Here is a 13,095-nt window from a genome sequence, read left to right as displayed (position 1 = left end):
GTGATGCTGTGATGATGATTGAGTTTTTATTCAAAAGGAGAATGTTATGTCAAATTCAAAGCAAATTACTGGGCTGGCTGTTGCGACATTACTTGCAACTGGATTGGTGGCTTGCAAATCAGAAGCCATGCCCAAGCCGCAAGCAAAATCAATGGAGCAAGGCTATCAAAATAGCACAAAACCGATGGGCGGCATGATGACCAAAGATGCCGAAGGTAAATGCGGCGAAGGTAAATGCGCCGCCACTCCCACCCCAGCAAGCAAAAACGCCAATGCCAATTGTGGCGCAAGCGCTGAGAAAATGGGTAGTGCCAACTGTGGTGCCAGCGCAAATAAAAATGCCAACGCCAATTGTGGTGCTTCTAAGTAAATAAACCGAGATTTACGATGATAAAGACGCAATGCTTTATCATCGTAAAGTGGTATGACATAAGATTGATGGGTGTAAATCATGTCAACGATCAAGCAGGTCAAAAGTCAGTCAGTCGTGCCGATGGGCGCTGGCATGGGGTTTCGACGTGAGATGATGGCGCAGATGGATGGGCGCTACTCATTATCCCATGAGATTGATTTTTTTGAGGTTTCACCTGAAAATTGGATGAATTCACAAGGTGTCATGGGCGGGAGATTTGATGCCTTGCTTCGCTCTTATAGTGAGCGTTTTGATTTTGTCTGCCATGGGTTGTCGTTATCCATAGGCGGTACAAGACAGCTGGATGTTCAGCATGTCAAAAATATTAAGCAGTTTATGCAGCGTCATGAGATTGAGTTATTTACTGAGCATTTGGCGTGGTGTGGCGATTCCAAGGGATATTTGTATGACTTACTACCTATGCCTTGCACATCTGAGGCGGTTACATGGGTAGCTGACAGGATTAGTCAAGTGCAAGATATTCTTGGTCGGCAAATTGGCTTAGAAAACGCATCTTATTATTATCGCCCAAAAGAAAGTGAAATGTCCGATTGTGAATTTATCACAGCGGTGATTGAAGAAGCTGACTGTTTGCTACACTTAGATGTTAATAATATTTTTGTTAATAGCCAAAATTTTGGTTTTGATGCGCAGGAATATCTACACCAGCTGCCTTTGGAGAGAGTCTGTTATTTGCATGTCGCTGGTCATTATGCTGATCATGATGGATTGATTATTGACACGCATGGTGAAAGTGTTGTTAATCAAGTATGGGCATTGCTTGAATCTACTTATGATGAGATTTATCAGCGTACCGCAAAAACTGCTGATATGATTCCAACTTGTCTGGAGCGAGATTTTAACTTTCCAAGCCTCGAGCAACTGATAGACGAAGTGAATCATATCCGCTGGCTACAATCTGCCCAAGTGGAAAATTTATCTAAAACTAAGACCATTTGATCGGTATGAAAGCACCAAATTTAAAACATTTCCAACAAGATTTTGGCGACTATATTCGCAAGCAAGCCCATGAAAGCTGTGACACTATCCCAAAGCGCGTCGGAGAGCTTTACCAAACTTTGATTTTTCGTGCAGTGGCAGGTTTTGTCAATCAATGCTTTCCTGTTTGTCGCAAGATCATTGATGAGCCAGTTTGGCATAGGCTTTTATTGTCTTTTATAAAGCAAGGCGATATGTCCAGCCCGTATTTTAGTGAAATTAATAAGCAGTTTGTGGATTATTTGGATGAGGATATTATCACTGCGTTTGATCTTCATCCGTGCGTTGCAGAGCTTGCTCACTATGAATGGATAGAGCTATATGTTGATAATTTGCCCAACATCCCGCCGAAGCTTTTTTTGGAAGAGGATAATCGGCAGATTTTTATCAACAGCACCTTACAAGTCTTAAAGTATTCTTGGGAGGTTCATCAAATTGGTAGTGAGTATTTGCCGACAAAGCCACAAGATACCTTTGTGTTGGTATATCGCTCCTTAGATGAGGGTTATCAGACGGCTTTTATGCAGATAAATATCGTCAGCTTTATTGTATTAACTTTTATCCAAGAGACTGATAAGGTGTATCCAAGCCCAGCTGATTTGATTGTCGATATTGTGAATTATTTTGGGCTTAAGGCTGATTTGATGGATCAGACTGAGGAATTATTCCGAACTTTATTTGACGCTCAAGTCATGATTGAGATTAAACGATGAATAAGATAATGAATTTATATCTGGCTGTCGCTCAGCTGCTGCCGAAGCTTGATTTTTTTGTTTTATTGGCGCTGCGTTTATATCTAGCACCTATTTTTATTGTGGCAGGTTGGCAAAAATTGACGCAGTTTGATAGTATGGTCTCATGGTTTGGGGATGTGTCATGGGGGCTTGGATTGCCATTTGCGCCCCTTTGGGTTATTTTGGTGATTTTTGCAGAATTGATCGGCGGTGCAGCATTATTATTTGGTGTGTTAACTCGGTGGTTTGCCTTGATGTTGTCAATGACCATGATGGTTGCAATTGTTAAGGTGCATTTGAAAAACGGATGGTACGCCATTACGCCCACAGACCCTACAACGAACATCTCTCAGCTGTTTTCTTACCTGCCTGAAGGTCAATCAAGTTTACAAAATTCGCTTGCTGCTGGCGAGCGACTGGCAAAAGCCAATGAAATTTTACAATCTCAGGGTGATTTTGAGTGGCTGACTCAAACAGGGAATTTTGTCATACTTAATAATGGCGTAGAATTTGGTGTTACTTATTTGATCATGCTACTGGTGTTATTGGTGTTTGGCGCAGGGCGTTATTTGAGCGTGGATGATTGGTTTTATCGTCTGATTTTTATTAAGAAAAGATAAATCATGGCTGATATCAATACGATAATTGATGACGATGTCATTGCTGAGCTTTATATACCCATGTATCGGTTTGCCTATAATCAATTGGGCGATGAGCAGTGCGCACGAGATGTGGTACAAGAAGCTTTGATGAATGCTTTAAAATACGCCGACAGCTTTCAGGGCAGATCGGCATTAAAAAGTTGGCTGTTTGCCATCTTAAAAAATAAGATCAGTGATCATATTCGCCAAACCCAAAAATACATACCTTTATCCGACTTTTCAAATGATGAGCAAGATGATGCTTCATTTCTTGAATATTTGTTTGATGCCAATGGGCATTGGTACGCTGATAGCCAAATTCAAGCACTAAGCCAAACCTTGGAAAACCCTGCTGATTGTGTCGAGCAAGATGATTTTTGGGCGGTGCTTGAGTTGTGTTTGGATAATTTACCCAAAGAGCAGGCTCGCGCGTTTTTGATGAAAGAGTATATTGAGCTTGACACAGAGGTTATCTGCCAAGAATTAAACATCAGTCGTCAGAATTATTATGTGCTCATGCATCGTGCCAGATTGAGACTACAGACCTGTTTGTCGATCAAATGGCTAGACTGTTAGTTGCTCCAAGATTTTAATAAAGTGCTTAAATTTATGATAAAATTTATGGCAAATTGCCAAAAAACAACAGAGCTGATTAGCCGCTCATATGAAGAATCATTGAGCGCCTCAGAAAAATTGGCGGTTAAGACACATTTGATGATTTGTAAAAAGTGTCGGACATTTGAGCAAAACAACCAACTGATTAGGCAGCTTGTGCGTCATCATAGAGCTGGTAAAACCTCAATCACAAAGACAGCATCACTCGATCAGACAAGCGCACCAACCAAAACATCCAAAAGCTATGATTGATAAAGTTAATGATAAATCCTAAGTTTGGCTGAGATTTTTTATTAAAAAAATGATAAAATCAAACTTTGCTTAATTTGTTTTGCCTTATGAAAAAAACAGCCATACTCCTGGTTAATTTGGGTACGCCAGATGCCCCAACGCCTGACGCGGTGCGTCGTTATTTGCGTGAATTTTTGAGCGATACGCGCGTGATCGAAATCCCCAAAGTGATTTGGCAGGTGATTTTAAATTGCTTTGTGCTGACGACCAGACCTAAGCGTGTCGCCCACGCCTATCAAAGTGTGTGGATGGACGGCGGCTCACCGTTATTGGTGATACTCAAAAATCAAGCTAAAGACCTACAGGATCTTCTTGCCCAGCAGGGCATTGATATACCTGTCCATCCTGCAACCACTTATGGCAATCCTTCTGTCAAATCGGTGATGACGGATTTGATGTCGCAGGGCGTGGAGTCTTTCATTATTTTGCCGCTTTTTCCGCAGTATTCAGCCACTTCAACGGCTGCCGCCTTTGATAAAATTGCCAAGCTACTATTAAACACCAGAAATGTACCTGACCTAAACTTTATCAAGGATTACCACGATCATCCTGATTATATCGAAGCATTGGCGCAGTCTGTTGAGCGCTACTGGGCGGAGCATGGGCGCGCTGATAAGCTTTTGATGAGTTTTCATGGTATCCCCAAGCCCTATGCAGATAAAGGCGATCCATATCCTGAACAATGTCGAACCACGGCAGTTTTGTTAGCAGATCGCTTAGGTTTGCCGATGGATGCATGGGCGATCAGTTTCCAGTCGCGTTTTGGTGCCCAAGAATGGCTAAAGCCATACACTGACGAGCTGCTTGCTGAGTGGGGTGCGTCAGGGCTTTCTGTGCAGGTTATGAGTCCAGCATTTTCTGCTGACTGCCTTGAGACGCTCGAAGAGCTTGCCGTTGAAAATAGGGATAATTTCTTAGAGGCAGGGGGGCGAGCTTATGACTATATTCCTGCATTAAATACGGATCCGCTGCACATTCAGATGATGGCAAATGTGATTAAAAAATATTTATAAGTTCAAAGATGAATTACGAAAACTTGCTAGTTCCCCAAAGCCTGTTGGTTTTGGGGATTTTTACGAGTAAAATTTAGCCATGGTTAAGTGGTTTGATCATTTAAAAAATTTAACTAATATCTTACCTTGATCACCCCTAAGGTACACAGTGTTTCATGGGGGTAAGAAACTAACATAAAATAACGCATCAAGGGCAAAAAGCGCACAAAATCGCCTACGCAGGCTGGGAGAGAGTTGTTATACTCAAATCATCACATCACAATTTGATCTGTTAATTCATGAACTTATATCAATTTATGAAATTTATAACTAAGTTTTTAGAATTAATCAGCAAATAAAGCGATGAGTGATGAACGGAAAAATTTATAGGAGAAATACATGAAAACGACACTAAAGCAATTAAGACAAACCCAAGCCAATCCTGCGGTCAGTATCTTTGTTAAGACCCATCGCACGCATCCTGAAAATGAGCAAGATGCCATCGCTTTAAAAAATCAGTTAAAAATTGCTGAAGATCGTATCACGGAAGAATATGACAAACGCACGGCTGATGCCATCTTAGCTAACATCACTGCCCAAACTGATGAGCTTGATCATAACTATAATTTGGATATGTTGGCGATTTTTGCGACAGATTCTAGCGCCGAAGTGCTTCGCCTGCCTTTTGACGCCAAAGAGCGCGTGATCATCGGTAATAAATTTGCGACGCGCGATCTGATGCGTGATCTGTCAGAAGCGGTAAATTACTATGTGCTGGTTGTGACTAGCGAAAACGCCCGCTTGCTTGTCGGTGTCAATAATGTGTTGGTTAAAGAAGTCATTGGCAGCAGTCCGCGCCAAGAAAATCAAGATGAGCTGTCTTTCCCAATCAAAAACACTACGCTACCAACAGGCAGTAAATCGGATCGCACAGGATCGTCAGACGATCACAGCTATTTAAAAGAGTTTATGAATCGCGTCGATAAGAGCTTGCAGCGTATTCATAACGCATCGCCACTGCCTGTGATTTTGGTCGGTGATTCGCGTACATTGGGTTTTTATGAGCAAGTGTGTGATAATCCATCAATCATTTTGGGTAAGGTTGATAACTTGCCACATCTCAAAGATGGCAGCGCCCAAGAAATCATTGACGGTGTTCAAGAATTGGTTGAAGATAAGCGCAAAACTCGTTACGAAAATGCTCAAGGCGAACTTGAAAAAGCGCGAAACGAAAAAATGGTACGCACGGATCTTCAGCAAATCTATCGCTCTGCAGTTGAAGGCAATGCCGTGATGCTATTGGTTCGCCAAGGTCATAGCGTGCCTGCGACGATTGATGAACAAAATGCAACTTTGTTGGTCGCTGAGAATGCTTCAGATGAAGGCGTGAATGATGATGCGGTGGCAGAAATCATTGAATTGGTTGATCATAATGGTGGTGAAGTTGTGTTTGTACCGCGTGATCAGATGAGCGAAAAAGAGCCAATCGCATTGATTACTCGCTACTAATTGATTGGATTCATTGATTAGATCAATGACTAAAAAACCACGCCTATCAAGATAGGCGTGGTTTTTTATTTTAGGAAGACTAAATAAAAAATATCCCAAAGGTTTGGGATATTTTTTTAGGCTTGTCTTTATTTAAGTAGCTCAAGTGCTTGATTGAGCGTTTGGCTTGGACGCATTGCCGCTGAAGCCTGATCAAAGTCAGGGGCATAATAGCCACCGATGTCAGTAGATTGACCTTGAACTTGATTCAGTTCATCAAGGATTTTTGCTTCATTATCGGTCAGGGCTTTTGCCACAGGTGCAAATTTCTCTGCGATCATGGCGTCGCTGTCTTGTGATGCCAATTCTTGCGCCCAATACATCGCTAGATAAAAATGACTGCCGCGATTGTCTAGCTCGCCGACTTTGCGCTTTGGCGATTTGTCGTTTAATAAAAGCTTTTCGGTCGCGCGATCAAGCGTTTCGGCAAGCACTTGTGCTTTGGCATTGTCGGTGGTCTGCGCCAAATGCTCAAACGATACTGCCAGTGCCAAGAACTCGCCCAAGCTGTCCCAGCGCAAATGATTTTCTTCATTAAACTGCTGCACATGTTTTGGTGCTGAACCGCCTGCACCTGTTTCAAACATGCCGCCGCCATTCATCAAAGGTACAATCGATAGCATCTTGGCAGAAGTACCCAGCTCTAAGATTGGGAATAAGTCTGTGTTATAGTCACGCAGCACATTACCTGTCACAGAAATGGTATCCAAGCCTTCTTTCATGCGCTTAAGACTGACCAAGCAAGCATCGGCAGGTGCAAGGATTTGGATGTCCAAGCCTTCGGTGTCTAGATCGCCAAGGTATTGATTGACTTTTTTGATCAGTTCAGCATCGTGTGCGCGTTTTTCATCTAGCCAAAAAATCGCAGGCGTGCTGCTCAAGCGAGCACGATTGACGGCTAAGCCCACCCAGTCTTTGACAGGGGCGTCTTTGGTTTGGCAAGCGCGCCAAATATCGCCAGCTTCCACAGCATGAGAGGTAAGTACATTGCCATTTTCGTCAATGATTTCCACTTTACCATCGTTTTGGATTTCAAAAGTCTTATCATGCGAGCCGTATTCTTCAGCTTTTTGAGCCATCAATCCGACATTCGGCACGCTGCCCATCGTGGTTGGATCAAATGCGCCATTTTCACGACAAAAATCAATCACCGCTTGGTATACATGCGCGTAGCTGCTGTCAGGAATGACCGCTTTGGTGTCTTTGGCGTCGCCATTTTTATCCCACATGCGACCTGAGTTACGAATCATCGCTGGCATAGAGGCATCGACAATCACATCACTTGGCACATGTAAATTGGTGATGCCTTTGTCGCTGTCTACCATGGCGATGTCTGGATTGGCGGCGTAAGCTTGTGAAATGGCTTCTTCGACACCTGCGCGTGTTTCGGCATCAAGCTTGTCAAGATTGGCTAGCAGATTGCCAAAGCCGTTATTGACATCGACGCCGGCAGCTGCCAGCTGTTCGCCATATTGTTCAAACACAGGCGCAAAGAATGCACGCACCGCATGACCAAAGATGATGGGGTCAGAGACTTTCATCATGGTGGCTTTCATGTGTAGCGAAAAGAGCACATCTTTTTCTTTGGCATCTTTGATTTGTTCTTCTAAGAATGCAAGCAAGGCTTTTTTACTCATCATGGTGGCGTCGATGATTTCACCTGCTTTTAGTGCCAATGGTTTGCGCAGCTCAGTTTGGTTGCCTTGAGCATCTGTAAACACAAAAGAAACTGTCGTGGCGTCCGCCACAGTTTTGGATTGCTCATTTGCAAAGAAATCACCGCCGTCCATCGTCGCGACGTGTGATTTACTATCCTTGCCCCATGCGCCCATGCTGTGTGGGTATTTTTTGGCAAAGTTTTTGACGGCTTTGGGTGCGCGGCGGTCAGAGTTGCCTTCGCGCAGCACAGGATTGACAGCACTGCCTTTGATTTTGTCGTAGCGCTTTTGGATGTCTTTTTCTTCGTCGGTCTGTGGATTGGTTGGGTAGTCTGGTAGCTTATAGCCTTGGTCTTGAAGCTCTTGGATGGCTGCTAACAGCTGAGGCACAGAGGCTGAAATGTTAGGCAGTTTGATAATGTTGGCTTCAGGCTTGGTCACCAGCTCGGCCAGCTCAGCCAATGCGTCAGTAATTCGCTGTTCTTCGGTCAAATACTCTGGAAAGCTTGCCAAAATACGACCCGCCAAAGAAATATCGCTGGTCACAAAATCAACATCAGCGATACTGCTAAAAGCACGAACGATAGGAAGTAAAGAATAGGTGGCTAATGCTGGGGCTTCATCGGTATGAGTATAGACAATGGTAGATTTGCTCATATAGACTCCTGGTTGTCAATGTCGGGTTTGGTTAAAATCGGCGGTATTATGCCATACTTTCCTTGTTTTGCCTACTTGCAAAAGTGGCTGCAGCAGCCTATTCATCATAAAAAATTATTAGATCATCAGATAATTTTAATATTTTGAATAAAAATGCTGTTTTGTGCATAAAGTTTGTTTGAGCGCTCAATCCCAAATAATAACAAGAATATTTTGGTTAAAATGCTCAAAGCCTTGTTGTTCATGGCGGGCACATATTTTAAGACAGATATCTAAAATGCGATTTGCGCGCCATTTGGTCTGATAAACACTTCTAATAGACTACAAATGTACTACTTTATAGGCACAAACTCAAATATCAAATCATGATGAAATGCAATTTTCCATAAATTAAAAAAATAATCATAAAAATCAATCACAAAAGCTAATATTTGGCGACAGCAATGCCAAAAATCATACGATATTCCTAAAATAAACTCATTAATAATACTTTCACTTTTTGGCAGCTTTTCAAAGGTTTGGCGTGATAGAAAATAAGGGGCACCTATCAACGATGGCGAAGCTTTGCCTTGATGGCATCTGCCGATATTTGGGCGGATCTGTGCTATAATAGCAAGCAAAATAATGACAATTGAGAATGAATTATGAAGGTATTGGGGCTTGAGACCTCGTGTGATGAGACGGGGCTTGCGATCTATGACAGCGAGCTGAATGACGGTAAGGGCGGCGTGCTTGCACAAGTGCTGTACAGTCAAATTGAGCTACACGCAACTTACGGCGGCGTGGTGCCAGAGCTGGCGAGTCGCGATCATATCCGCAAACTGGTGCCGCTATATCAGCAGCTGCTTGAGCAGTCAGGGATTGATCAGTCGCAGATTGATGCGGTTGCTTATACCAAAGGACCTGGTCTGATTGGGGCTTTGATGACGGGAGCGCTGTTTGGGCGGACGCTGGCGTATGGACTTGATGTGCCAGCGATCGGGGTGCACCATATGGAAGGGCATCTGCTTGCACCGCTGTTGGCTAGTGATCATCCGCCGAGATTTCCTTTTGTGTGCCTGCTTGTCTCAGGCGGTCACACCATGCTTGTGCGCGCTGATGGGGTGGGCGATTATCAGATCTTGGGCGAATCCATTGATGATGCGGTGGGCGAATGCTTTGATAAAACCGCTAAAATGCTAAGCTTGCCCTATCCTGGCGGACCAAATGTTGAAAAATTAGCCAAAGGCGGTAATCCACATGCCTACGACCTACCCAGACCAATGCTGCATAAAGGGCTTGATTTTTCATTCAGTGGCATGAAAACCGCAGCGCATAATTTGATCAAAGACACTCCAGGCTCTGACAGCGACCCAAGCATCCGTGCGGACATCGCCGCCAGCTTTCAGTTTGCGGTAGTGGATACTTTGGTCAAAAAATGCGTTAAAGCATTAAAGACGACAGGCTTGGATCAGTTGGTCATCGCAGGGGGTGTATCTGCCAATCAGGCGCTACGCTCGGCGCTAGAATCTGAACTTCAAAAAATCAATGCATCGGTGTACTACGCTCCAACTGAGCTGTGCACGGATAATGGCGCAATGATCGCGTATGCTGGCTTTTGTAGGCTTCAGCAAGGTCAAGCCGATGATTTGTCGGTGCGCTGCGTGCCGCGCTGGGATATGACCACGCTCAGCGTCTGAATATATGCTACTGCCTGCTGATACCCAGTTGGTTGGCTTGGATGTCTGTGCTGATTATCAAGCATGGCACAAAGGTCGCCGCCGTTATGTTGTTTGGTATATCGAAATTGATGACAAGCTGGTGTCACAGTGTTGCCAAGAATATCAGCGGCTGTTTGATGATATTTTAACTCCAGGCTATCACAGGCAGTGGCATATCACGCTATTTGTTAATGGGTTTTTGGTGGATGAGCCATACTATGATGATGACTGCACAGCATCACAAATCGATGCGCAGATCCAAGCTGTCCAAGCGTTAAACCTGTCGCCTTTTGGATTGACGCTAGATCGCATTGATGGATTTTTAAACAGCTTATTCATCGCCATTCACCCCACCGACACGCTACTAAAAATCCGTCAAGCACTCAGTGTCATTAAGCCCGAGATTGCTCCCAGTGACTATCATCCACACATTACTTTGGGGTTTTATCGCAGCAGCTTTAGTAGCGGTGATGTATTACCGCTGCTGACACCGCTTCAGACCCGAGATATCGATTTTAGGGTCAAGACGCTGACTGTGGGCTACTATGATCCCAATCAGCTGCAAGGTCAATTAACAGCCTTGTATCGCATATCTTTGTCGCCAACTTTGGAGAATGACTCATGCTAACGCTTGTCTTGGGCGGTGCTCGATCAGGTAAATCTCGCCACGCTGAAGCGCTTGCCAAACAGCTTGAACAAACTGGTAAGCGCGTGATATATGTGGCGACCGCCAAAGCTGATGACGATGAGATGCACCATAGAATCTTGCGCCATCAAAACGACCGTCCAAGCCATTGGCAGACCATCGAGACACCTGTAGATTTGGCGCATTACTTACAGCATTTTGATGATCAGGTTGTGATTTTGATTGACTGCTTGACACTATGGATGTCTAATTTATTAATGCTTGATGATAAATTATTTGATAAATATAAAAATGACTTTTTAGATCATTTAACATCAACAAAAGCCGATGTGATCATGGTGAGCAATGAAACAGGTTTAGGCGTCGTTCCAATGGGCAAGCTTACGCGTCGATTTGTGGATGAGATTGGATTTTTACATCAAGCCATAGCGGCAAAAGCAGATCAGGTGATTTTTTGTGTGGCGGGTTTACCGATGACCTTAAAAGGCTGATTTGGCTTTTGAAACTTAAGATGATTTGAATTTTTTGACATATTATGCTCACTGATTTGAGCGACTGATTTATCGAGGAAATATGTGGTATCTTGATCCAACCAAGCCAATCAACCAACATATGCGCACGCAGGCTCAAAAACGCCAAGACAAATTAACCAAGCCGGCAGGTTCTTTGGGTGAGATGGAAACTGTGGTGATTCAGCTTGCGGGTATGCAAGGCAAGGTGTGCCCAACTGCCGATAAGCCGTATATGTGTACGTTTGCCGGCGATCATGGCATCGCAAGTCTTGGCGTGTCAGCGTATCCGCAGACTGTGACCCGTCAGATGCTTTATAATTTTGCTCAAGGCGGGGCGTGTATCAGTGTGATGGCACGCCATTATGGGGCGATTAGCCGAGTCATTGACTGCGGCACTTTGGGCGGTGCGTATGAGGCGCATGGCATCGATCAGCAGCCGATCGCGCCAAGTACGCATAATTTTTTGGAGCGCGCTGCCATGAGTGATGATGATTGTCAGCGTGCACTCGTTATCGGCAAAAACAGCGTCGAAGAGGCGGTCGCATTGGGCGCAGATATTTATATTGCAGGCGAGATGGGTATTGGTAATACCACGTCATCATCGGTTCTGGCGGGGCTGCTTTTGGGTGAGCGCGCGGATCAATTAACCGGTCTTGGTACAGGTATTGATGAAGCCACTTTTAACTTTAAACGAGCTGTCATTGACCAAGCCATTGACTTGTATCAACATAATGAGCCGCTGACCTATCTACAATCAGTGGCAGGCTTTGAGATGGCAGCGATGGTGGGGGCATATCTGCGCGCTGCTCAGTTAGGAATGCCTGTGATCATTGGCGGATTTATCTCTGCGGTCTGTGCCTTGTGCGCTGTGCGTATTAATCCTGGTGTCCGTGACTATATGCTATTTTCGCACAAATCGGCAGAATACGGTAATCAGCTGGTGCTTGATGCCTTAGAAGCACGACCATTGATTGATCTGGGGCTAAGGCTTGGCGAAGGGACGGGCGCGATGACAGCATTTGGGATCATTCAGCTGGCGTGTACGGTGCATCGTGATATGTCGACCTTCGATGAAGCAGGCGTCAGTGACCGCTCATGATCAGCTTGTCTGTTTTACGCCATGGCGAGACTCGGCTACTCACAAGCGGGGTATTGCGGGGTCGCACTGATGATGCCTTGACCCAAAAAGGCTGGGCGCAGATGCACGCCAGCTTTGACGATAATTTTTTGAGCAATCAGTGGCAGATGATCATCACTTCGCCGCTATCTCGCTGCCTTGATTTTGCAAAAATAAAAGCCTTGCAATATAAGTTGGGTTTGGTGGTGCTTGATGAGCTCCAAGAGATGGATTTTGGGGAGTGGGAAGGGCAGCGTACGGCGGATTTGTACCAAAAATATCCCAATGACTTATCAATATGGTGGCAGACGCCAACTGCCTTCACACCGCCCAATGGCGAATCGGTATATCGGTTTGCTCGGCGGATTGATGAAGGTTTGGCTAAGATTGAACAAATTTGCCAAACGCATCATCACCAAAAAGTGTGTATGATCAGTCATGGCGGCGTGATCAAATATCTGTATTGCCGTGCTCAGGGTTTGTCATTAGACAGCATCTTGACCATGCCTGCTGACTTGGGCGAGCTGCACCACTTTGGCTACCATCAAGGCAGGCTCAAAATATGATCCGCCT

General features: G+C 44.6%; 14 protein-coding genes. 13 read left to right on the top strand and 1 reads right to left on the bottom strand.

All coding sequences use genetic code 11. The annotated features are described in order from the left end of the window. Positions 1-46 precede the first annotated feature (46 nt). The 8 genes from B0180_RS01925 to B0180_RS01890 all read left to right on the top strand — a co-directional run bounded on the left by B0180_RS01925 (position 47) and on the right by B0180_RS01890 (position 6,193). Positions 47-370: an HvfA family oxazolone/thioamide-modified RiPP metallophore gene (locus B0180_RS01925; RefSeq protein ID WP_078255415.1), complete on the top strand. Its 324-nt coding sequence runs from the start codon at positions 47-49 to the stop codon at positions 368-370. An 81-nt stretch (positions 371-451) separates the two neighbouring features. Next, on the top strand, positions 452-1,372 hold the full coding sequence (locus B0180_RS01920; RefSeq protein ID WP_078255414.1) for an HvfB family MNIO-type RiPP peptide maturase: 921 nt from the start codon (positions 452-454) through the stop codon (positions 1,370-1,372). Between the two features lie 5 nt (positions 1,373-1,377). Further along, positions 1,378-2,124 (top strand): HvfC family RiPP maturation protein, encoded by a 747-nt coding sequence (locus tag B0180_RS01915; RefSeq protein WP_078255413.1) that lies wholly within the window; start codon positions 1,378-1,380, stop codon positions 2,122-2,124. Beyond that, complete coding sequence (locus B0180_RS01910) at positions 2,121-2,765, top strand: HvfX family Cu-binding RiPP maturation protein (RefSeq protein WP_078255412.1); 645 nt, start codon at positions 2,121-2,123, stop codon at positions 2,763-2,765. Before B0180_RS01915 ends, B0180_RS01910 begins: the two co-directional genes overlap by 4 nt. Positions 2,766-2,768: 3 nt before the next feature. Further along, the gene (locus B0180_RS01905) at positions 2,769-3,362 is read left to right on the top strand and encodes a sigma-70 family RNA polymerase sigma factor (protein ID WP_078255411.1); all 594 of its coding nucleotides are present in this window, start codon (positions 2,769-2,771) and stop codon (positions 3,360-3,362) included. A gap of 33 nt (positions 3,363-3,395) precedes the next feature. After that, the gene (locus B0180_RS10370; RefSeq protein WP_143821250.1) at positions 3,396-3,653 is read left to right on the top strand and encodes a zf-HC2 domain-containing protein; all 258 of its coding nucleotides are present in this window, start codon (positions 3,396-3,398) and stop codon (positions 3,651-3,653) included. A gap of 86 nt (positions 3,654-3,739) precedes the next feature. After that, positions 3,740-4,705, top strand: coding sequence for a ferrochelatase (gene hemH, locus B0180_RS01895; protein ID WP_078255409.1), 966 nt, complete (start codon positions 3,740-3,742; stop codon positions 4,703-4,705). A 378-nt stretch (positions 4,706-5,083) separates the two neighbouring features. Then, positions 5,084-6,193, top strand: coding sequence for an AOC03_06830 family ribosome hibernation factor (locus B0180_RS01890; RefSeq protein WP_078255408.1), 1,110 nt, complete (start codon positions 5,084-5,086; stop codon positions 6,191-6,193). A 128-nt stretch (positions 6,194-6,321) separates the two neighbouring features. On the opposite strand, the gene B0180_RS01885 is transcribed toward B0180_RS01890, so the two are convergent. Continuing rightward, a complete protein-coding gene (locus tag B0180_RS01885; protein WP_078255407.1) occupies positions 6,322-8,547 on the bottom strand; it encodes an NADP-dependent isocitrate dehydrogenase in 2,226 nt (741 codons plus the stop codon). A gap of 644 nt (positions 8,548-9,191) precedes the next feature. On the opposite strand from B0180_RS01885, the gene tsaD reads away from it, so the two are divergent. The 5 genes from tsaD to B0180_RS01855 all read left to right on the top strand — a co-directional run bounded on the left by tsaD (position 9,192) and on the right by B0180_RS01855 (position 13,088). Beyond that, positions 9,192-10,226: a tRNA (adenosine(37)-N6)-threonylcarbamoyltransferase complex transferase subunit TsaD gene (tsaD, locus tag B0180_RS01875; protein WP_078255405.1), complete on the top strand. Its 1,035-nt coding sequence runs from the start codon at positions 9,192-9,194 to the stop codon at positions 10,224-10,226. Between the two features lie 4 nt (positions 10,227-10,230). Beyond that, complete coding sequence (locus tag B0180_RS01870; RefSeq protein WP_078255404.1) at positions 10,231-10,875, top strand: 2'-5' RNA ligase family protein; 645 nt, start codon at positions 10,231-10,233, stop codon at positions 10,873-10,875. Then, positions 10,869-11,384: a bifunctional adenosylcobinamide kinase/adenosylcobinamide-phosphate guanylyltransferase gene (gene cobU, locus B0180_RS01865; protein ID WP_078255403.1), complete on the top strand. Its 516-nt coding sequence runs from the start codon at positions 10,869-10,871 to the stop codon at positions 11,382-11,384. Before B0180_RS01870 ends, cobU begins: the two co-directional genes overlap by 7 nt. Positions 11,385-11,466: 82 nt before the next feature. Continuing rightward, positions 11,467-12,504 carry a nicotinate-nucleotide--dimethylbenzimidazole phosphoribosyltransferase gene (gene cobT, locus B0180_RS01860; protein WP_078255402.1) on the top strand — a complete coding sequence of 346 codons (1,038 nt, stop codon included), beginning with the start codon at positions 11,467-11,469 and terminating at the stop codon, positions 12,502-12,504. Then, the gene (locus tag B0180_RS01855) at positions 12,501-13,088 is read left to right on the top strand and encodes a histidine phosphatase family protein (protein WP_078255401.1); all 588 of its coding nucleotides are present in this window, start codon (positions 12,501-12,503) and stop codon (positions 13,086-13,088) included. Before cobT ends, B0180_RS01855 begins: the two co-directional genes overlap by 4 nt. The last annotated feature ends 7 nt before the right edge of the window (positions 13,089-13,095 follow it).

The organism is Moraxella canis (genome assembly GCF_002014965.1).
GTDB classification, from domain to species: domain Bacteria; phylum Pseudomonadota; class Gammaproteobacteria; order Pseudomonadales; family Moraxellaceae; genus Moraxella; species Moraxella canis.
Note: the sequence above shows the minus strand (reverse complement) of the source record. Positions and strands in the feature narration are given on the sequence as shown.

What these genes read in the sequence shown, in the direction of transcription:
- hemH (WP_078255409.1), top strand. Translation starts at nt 3,740, where the DNA reads ATGAAAAAAACAGCCATACTCCTGGTTAATTTGGGTACGCCAGATGCC.
- B0180_RS01870 (WP_078255404.1), top strand. Translation starts at nt 10,231, where the DNA reads ATGCTACTGCCTGCTGATACCCAGTTGGTTGGCTTGGATGTCTGTGCT.
- B0180_RS01885 (WP_078255407.1), bottom strand. Translation starts at nt 8,547, where the DNA reads ATGAGCAAATCTACCATTGTCTATACTCATACCGATGAAGCCCCAGCA.
- B0180_RS01915 (WP_078255413.1), top strand. Translation starts at nt 1,378, where the DNA reads ATGAAAGCACCAAATTTAAAACATTTCCAACAAGATTTTGGCGACTAT.
- B0180_RS01920 (WP_078255414.1), top strand. Translation starts at nt 452, where the DNA reads ATGTCAACGATCAAGCAGGTCAAAAGTCAGTCAGTCGTGCCGATGGGC.
- cobU (WP_078255403.1), top strand. Translation starts at nt 10,869, where the DNA reads ATGCTAACGCTTGTCTTGGGCGGTGCTCGATCAGGTAAATCTCGCCAC.
- B0180_RS01890 (WP_078255408.1), top strand. Translation starts at nt 5,084, where the DNA reads ATGAAAACGACACTAAAGCAATTAAGACAAACCCAAGCCAATCCTGCG.
- B0180_RS01925 (WP_078255415.1), top strand. Translation starts at nt 47, where the DNA reads ATGTCAAATTCAAAGCAAATTACTGGGCTGGCTGTTGCGACATTACTT.
- B0180_RS01905 (WP_078255411.1), top strand. Translation starts at nt 2,769, where the DNA reads ATGGCTGATATCAATACGATAATTGATGACGATGTCATTGCTGAGCTT.
- cobT (WP_078255402.1), top strand. Translation starts at nt 11,467, where the DNA reads ATGTGGTATCTTGATCCAACCAAGCCAATCAACCAACATATGCGCACG.
- B0180_RS01855 (WP_078255401.1), top strand. Translation starts at nt 12,501, where the DNA reads ATGATCAGCTTGTCTGTTTTACGCCATGGCGAGACTCGGCTACTCACA.
- B0180_RS01910 (WP_078255412.1), top strand. Translation starts at nt 2,121, where the DNA reads ATGAATAAGATAATGAATTTATATCTGGCTGTCGCTCAGCTGCTGCCG.
- tsaD (WP_078255405.1), top strand. Translation starts at nt 9,192, where the DNA reads ATGAAGGTATTGGGGCTTGAGACCTCGTGTGATGAGACGGGGCTTGCG.
- B0180_RS10370 (WP_143821250.1), top strand. Translation starts at nt 3,396, where the DNA reads ATGATAAAATTTATGGCAAATTGCCAAAAAACAACAGAGCTGATTAGC.